Below are 6,107 nucleotides of genomic sequence, written 5' to 3' on the forward strand. Positions count from 1 at the left end.
TAGCGCGGTATGGCGACAGTTCTGGTGGTCGAGGACGACGTGTCCGTGCGGGCCGCGCTGGTCCGGCACCTGTCCGGCGCGGGCCACGCGGTGCGGAGTGTCGGCACGGCGCTGGAGGCGTTGCGCGAGGCCACGCAGGTCGGCTGCGATCTCGTGGTGCTCGATCTCGGCCTGCCCGACCTCGACGGCGCCGAGGCGCTGCGGATGCTCCGCGGGGTCACCGACGTGCCGGTGGTCGTCGCCACGGCGCGCGACGACGAAGCCGGGATCGTCCGGTTGCTGAACAGCGGCGCGGACGACTACCTCGTCAAACCGTTCTCGCCGGAGCACCTCAACGCCCGGATTTCCGCCGTGCTGCGGCGTTCCAGCCCGGTCAGCGAGACGCCGGTGCTGCGCGTCGGCGGGCTTTCGGTCGACCCGCGGCGCCGCGAAGTGGTGCTGGACGGCCGGGTGCTCGATCTGACGCGCCGGGAGTTCGACCTGCTGGCGTTCCTCGCCGCGCGGCCGGGAGTCGTGGTGCAGCGCCGGGAATTGCTCGCCGCGGTGTGGCAGCAGTCCTACGGCGGGGACCAGACCATCGACGTGCACTTGTCGTGGCTGCGCCGGAAACTGGGCGAGACGGCCGCGCGGCCGCGGTACCTGCACACGGTGCGCGGGGTGGGCGTCAAGCTCGAGGCGCCGCGCTCATGAGGTGGGCGCTGGTGCGGGTCGCCGTCGCGGTGACCACGATGGTGGCGCTGGCTTTCCTCGTGCCGCTGGGGTTGATGGTGCGCGAGACGGCGCACGACCGCGCGTTCAACGCCGCCGAGCGCCAGGCCGCGGAACTCGGTCCGGCGCTGGCGATCACCACCGACCACACGGCGTTGCAGCGCGCGCTGGCCAGTACGAGCGGTGGCGCGCAGGGCCTGATCGCGGTGCACGTGCCCGAAGACGGCGGGCTGAGCACGCTCGGCACGCCACGGGCGGACGCCTTGCAGCTGGCCTCGGCCACGGCCAGCGGGCGGTCTTCGACGGTCGGTGTGCCGGGCGGATTCGCGCTGCTGCAACCGGTCGCGGTCGACAACGCGCGGATCGCGGTCGTCGAAGTCTTCGTGCCGGAGGCCGCTTTGAGTCAGGGCGTCACCGCCGCTTGGCTGGTGTTGAGCGGGGTGGCGGCGGCGCTCGTGCTCATTTCGGTGTTGGTGGCGGACAGGCTCGGCACCCGGATCGTCGGCGCCGCGCGGCGGCTGGCCACCGCGGCCCGCGAGCTCGGCTCCGGTGACCTGCGCGCCCGCGCCCCGGCCCGCGACCGCGATGCGCCGCCGGAGCTGCGGGAGGCGGCCGCGGCGTTCAACGCGATGGCCGCCAGGGTGCAGCAACTCCTTGCCACGGAACGGGAACTGGCCGCGGACCTGTCGCACCGGCTGCGCACCCCGCTGACCGTGCTGCGGCTCAACACCGCGGCGCTGGGGGAGACCGAGGCCGCCGACCAGACGCGGCACGCGGTGGCGCGGCTGGAGCACGAGGTGGACCAGATCATCCGCGCCGCCCGCGGCCGGGGCGACGACGAAACCGTCGTGCTGGGCTGCGACGCGGCCGACGTGGTGCGCGACCGGACCGATTTCTGGTCCGCGCTGGCCGAGGACCAGAGCCGGCGCTGGCGGGTGACCGGCACCGAGGGACGCGCGCTCGTGCCGGTGTCACGCGCGGACCTGGTCGCCGCGGTGGATGCCGTGCTGGGCAACGTCTTCCGGCATACGGCGGAGGGCGTGGACTTCGCGGTGGACGTGCGCGCGACCGACCACGCGGTGACCGTGCGGGTGTTCGACGCCGGGCCGGGCATCGCCGATCCCGAGGCCGCGCTCCGGCGGGGCGCGGGCGTCGGCGGCGCCGGGTCGACGGGCCTGGGCCTGGACATCGCGCGGCGCGTGGCCGAGTCCACCGGCGGCGACGTCGTCATCGGCCGTTCCCCCCTGGGCGGCGCGGATATCCGCATCCGGCTGCGCACCGCGCCCGCGGCTGCCACCACCGGGCGCCGCACCCGGCACCGGCGGTCGCGGAGCCTGACGCGCTCCTGAGCCCGCCGCCGCGCCCCTGATCCACACTGGTCTGGACCTTCTTCCTTAACTCCTCCTTAAGAGACCTTTCGCGGTCCCTGAGCACGGGCCGTGACCGCTCGGATGCGGGCTAGCGTCCGCCCGCGAAAGCCCGATCCAAGGAGGTAAACACGCAATGTCGTCCTACAAGGGCCGGCACCGGCGCCGCCGTCGCCAGCTCGTTTCCGGCGCGGCGGCGGCCATCGCGGTGGCCGGCGGGGTCGCCTTCGCCGCGGTCCCGGGCACGGCCAGCGCCGAAGGCCTCAGCGCGGTCTACACGAAGACCGGCGACTGGGGTTCCGGGTACAGCGGCCAGTACGAAGTGACCAACCCGACCGACGGCGCGATGACCGGCTGGACGCTCACCTTCACCCTGCCCGCCGGCGCGAAGCTCACCTCGCTGTGGAACGCCGCGTACCACGTCGACGGGCAGCAAGTGACCGTCACGCCGCCCACGTGGCAGGCCGCGATCGCCCCGAGCGGTTCCCTCGACATCGGGTTCGTCGTCTCCGGCGGCGCAGGAGACCCGGCCGCGTGCTCGATCAACGGCGCCGACTGCACCACCGGCAGCGGCGGCACCGTGCCCACCACGACGACCGCCCCACCCGCTTCGACGACCACCGCCCCGCCCAGCTCGTCCACGAGTGCGCCGGTGACCAGCTCCAAAACGTCATCCACGACTTCCCCGGCGCCTGTGACCGAGGCTTCCGGCAGGTTCTCGCCGTACGTGGACACCTCGCTCTACCCGGCCTACGACATGCTCGGCACCGCGGACGCCACCGGGGTCAAGAACTTCACCCTCGCCTTCGTGCTCTCCAGCGGCGGCTGCACGCCGAAATGGGGCGGCACCACGGAACTGAACACCGACGGCGTGCCCGGCGAGATCGACCAGCTGCGCGCGAAGGGCGGGGACGTCCGGGTTTCCTTCGGTGGCGCGAACGGCACCGAGCTCGCGCAGGCGTGTTCCGACGTCTCCTCGCTCGCGGCGGCCTACAGCAAGGTGATCAGCACCTACGGACTGACCAAAGTGGACTTCGACATCGAGGGCGGCGCGCTCGCCGACACCGCGGCCAACACCCGCCGCGCGCAGGCGATCGCGCAGCTGCAGAAACAGGGGCAGCTCGACGTCTCCTTCACGCTGCCGGTGCTGCCGTCCGGGCTCACCCAGGACGGCGTGAACCTGGTGCGGAACGCGAAGGACAACGGCGTCACGGTCAACTCGGTGAACGTGATGGCGATGGACTACGGCGACGGGGCGGCCCCGAACCCGGACGGCCGGATGGGCCAGTACGCCATCGACGCGGCCACCGCCACCCAGGCCCAGATCAAGGGCGTGCTCGGCCTTTCCGACGCCGACGCGTGGTCGCACGTCGCCGTCACGCCGATGATCGGGGTCAACGACACGGCCAGCGAGGTCTTCCGGGTCTCGGACGCCCAGCAGCTGACCGACTTCGCCACCGGCAAGAACCTCGCGTGGCTCGCGATGTGGTCCGCCACCCGCGACCAGCCCTGCCCCGGCGGCGCCACCGGGTACGCGCAGGCCACCTGCAGCGGCATCGACCAGCAGGCACTGGACTTCACCAAGGCGTTCGGCGCCTTCTGACCCGGGAGGGCTGATGTTCAACCGACGTTCGTTCCTGCGCGGGGCCGGGGTGGCCTTGGTGGGGGCCCCGATCGGCGCGGCCGTGGTGGCCGCGCAGACCTCGGGCGGCGGCGCCCGCGCCGCCGGCACGGGGCTGCCGCTCACCATCGTCAACCACACCTACCGCTACCCCAACGCGCAGATCTTCGTCTCCATCGTGGGCACGGACCTGAACACCGGGAAGCAGGTCTACGCCGAGGCGGACGGCTCGACCAGTACGGTTTCCTTGTCGGACAACGGTTCCGACGGGTTCGCGGACCTGTCGATACCGCTCGCCGGTGACGGGGACACGAAGCTGGCCATCCCGGCCGACATGTCCGGGCGCGTCTACTTCTCCATCGGTGACAAGGTGAAGTTCAAGGTCGTCACCGACGGGAACGGCAACGCCGCGCTGCAGTACCCGGCCGGCTGGGTGCCCGGCGATCCGAGCTACCACGTGCTGCACGATTTCGTCGAGTTCACGTACAACAGCTCGGGCATGTTCTGCAACACCACGATGGTCGACATGTTCGGCATCCCGCTGGCGATCAAGCTCGACGGCGCGTCGAGCCAGACCACCGGCAGGCTCGTGGACGGCGGCCGCGACAAGATCTTCGCCGCGATCAAGGGCAACGCCGATTTCGCCCCGCTCGTGGTGGACGACCTGCGGGTGATCGCGCCGGGGCACGGCATCGACACCGGGATCTTCCCGGCCACGTACTTCGACTCCTCCATCGACCAGGTGTGGCAGAAGTACGCGTCGGAGACGCTGACCGTGAAGGTGGACTCCGGCACCTACACCGGCCGGGTTTCCGGCGGGACGATGCAGTTCTCCGGTGGCGTGGCGTCGTTCTCGAAGCCCACGACGCAGAATGTGTTCTACTGCGACGGCGCGCTGGCGGCCCCGAACGACGGGATCACCGGCCCGGTCGCCGCGGTGCTGGGCGCGGGCTTCAACCGCTCCACGCTGCTGACCCAGACGACGCAGCCCGCGACGGATCCGGCGACGTTCTACACCGGATCGGTCACCAACCACTACTCCCAGGCGATGCACGCGAACACCGTCGACGGCAAGGCCTACGGCTTCCCGTTCGACGATGTGGTCAGCCTGGCGTCGTACGTGCAGGACGGCGCCCCGTCGTCGTGCACTGTGGAACTGACGCCGTTCTGACTGGGGGAGTCCCGGGCGGGCGCCGACGCCTCCGGTGCCCGCCCGGGATCTCGCTACTGCGAATGGACCAATGCCTTGCGGGCGCCCGTAAGCTGCCGCGGTGGCCTTCACGACCTTGGCGGATCTGACCAACACGGAACGAAGACTCGTCGACGCCGTCCTGGCGGGCACGGAGCTGGACCTGACCGGCGAAGATCGCCCGGTCCGCGGGGAGGCGCTGCGCTGGCTGCTCCTCGACGGGTTCCCGTGGCCCGGCGAGCGCAAGCCGGACCCGCGCGGTATCCGGTTGCGGGGCGCCACCATCGAGGACGGGCTCGATCTGGCCGAGGTGTCCTCGGACTTGCCGCTGCGGCTGGTGGACTGCCGGTCCGAAGGCGCCATCCGGCTCTCCGGCAGTCATCTGTCCACTGTGGACCTCAGCGGTCTGGTGGGCACCAGCGTGATCGCGGTGGAAGCGCGGATCGAACGCGGCGTGCTGCTCATCGGAGCCCGGCTGAGCTGCGACAGCGCCGAGGGGGCCGTGAACTTCGGCGGCGCGCGGATCGGTTCGGTGTTCGACGTGTCCGGCAGCCAGCTCACCAACCGGCACCGGGAGGGCCCGGTCTTCCAGGGCAACAACCTCCGCACGGGCGCCGGGGTGTTCCTCAACCGCGGCTTCCGCGCCGAGGGCGGCGGTCCGCTCGGGACGGTCCGGTTGTCGGGCGCGGAACTCGGCGGGCAGCTGAACCTGACCGGCGCGTGGCTGGCGAACCTGCACGGCCCGGCGCTGGTCGCGGACTACCTGAGCACGCGAAGCAACGTCATGATCAACCACGGTTTCCGGGCCGAGGGCAGGCACGAGACCGGCAGCGTCCGGTTCGTCGGGGCCCGCGTCGGCGGCAGGCTCATGTGCGAGGGCGGGCACGCGTTCGCGGTGCGGGCCGGGGATCTCGTGCTGAACCTGTCGCACGCGCACGTGACGAGTGATCTGCTGCTGCCCGCGTCGTTCACGCCGGGACTGTTGCGCTTGGACGGACTGACCTACGACGGCGCCGTCCGGCACGCGAGCCTGCCCGAGTGGCTGGACATGCTGGGGAACCGCACTTCGCACTACGCCAGCCAGCCCTATCTGCAGCTCGCGCAGTCCTACCGCGGTTCCGGTCACGAGCGCGACGTCCGCCGGATTCACGTTGCCCGGCAACGGGATCTGCTGCGCCGGGGCGGGCTGGACTTCTGGGGGCGGGGGTGGCACCGGCTCACC

General features: G+C 71.7%; 5 protein-coding genes. All 5 read left to right on the plus strand.

The features are described from left to right. Positions 1-9: 9 nt before the first annotated feature. On the plus strand, positions 10-690 hold the full coding sequence (locus FPZ12_RS32535; protein ID WP_144762622.1) for a response regulator transcription factor: 681 nt from the start codon (positions 10-12) through the stop codon (positions 688-690). Beyond that, on the plus strand, positions 687-2,057 hold the full coding sequence (locus FPZ12_RS32540; protein ID WP_144762625.1) for a sensor histidine kinase: 1,371 nt from the start codon (positions 687-689) through the stop codon (positions 2,055-2,057). The genes FPZ12_RS32535 and FPZ12_RS32540 overlap by 4 nt, the downstream gene beginning before the upstream one ends. 154 nt (positions 2,058-2,211) lie before the next feature. Further along, positions 2,212-3,678, plus strand: coding sequence for a glycoside hydrolase family 18 protein (locus tag FPZ12_RS32545; protein WP_150980582.1), 1,467 nt, complete (start codon positions 2,212-2,214; stop codon positions 3,676-3,678). Positions 3,679-3,691: 13 nt separating this feature from the next. Continuing rightward, positions 3,692-4,867, plus strand: coding sequence for a beta-1,3-glucanase family protein (locus tag FPZ12_RS32550; RefSeq protein ID WP_144762576.1), 1,176 nt, complete (start codon positions 3,692-3,694; stop codon positions 4,865-4,867). Between the two features lie 100 nt (positions 4,868-4,967). Beyond that, positions 4,968-6,107, plus strand: a 1,140-nt coding sequence (locus FPZ12_RS32555) for a hypothetical protein (RefSeq protein WP_150980585.1), incomplete at its 3' end; no start/stop codon positions are given.

The sequence above is a fragment of the Amycolatopsis acidicola genome (genome assembly GCF_007713735.2).
In the GTDB taxonomy this organism is placed as follows: Bacteria; Actinomycetota; Actinomycetes; order Mycobacteriales; family Pseudonocardiaceae; genus Amycolatopsis_E; species Amycolatopsis_E acidicola.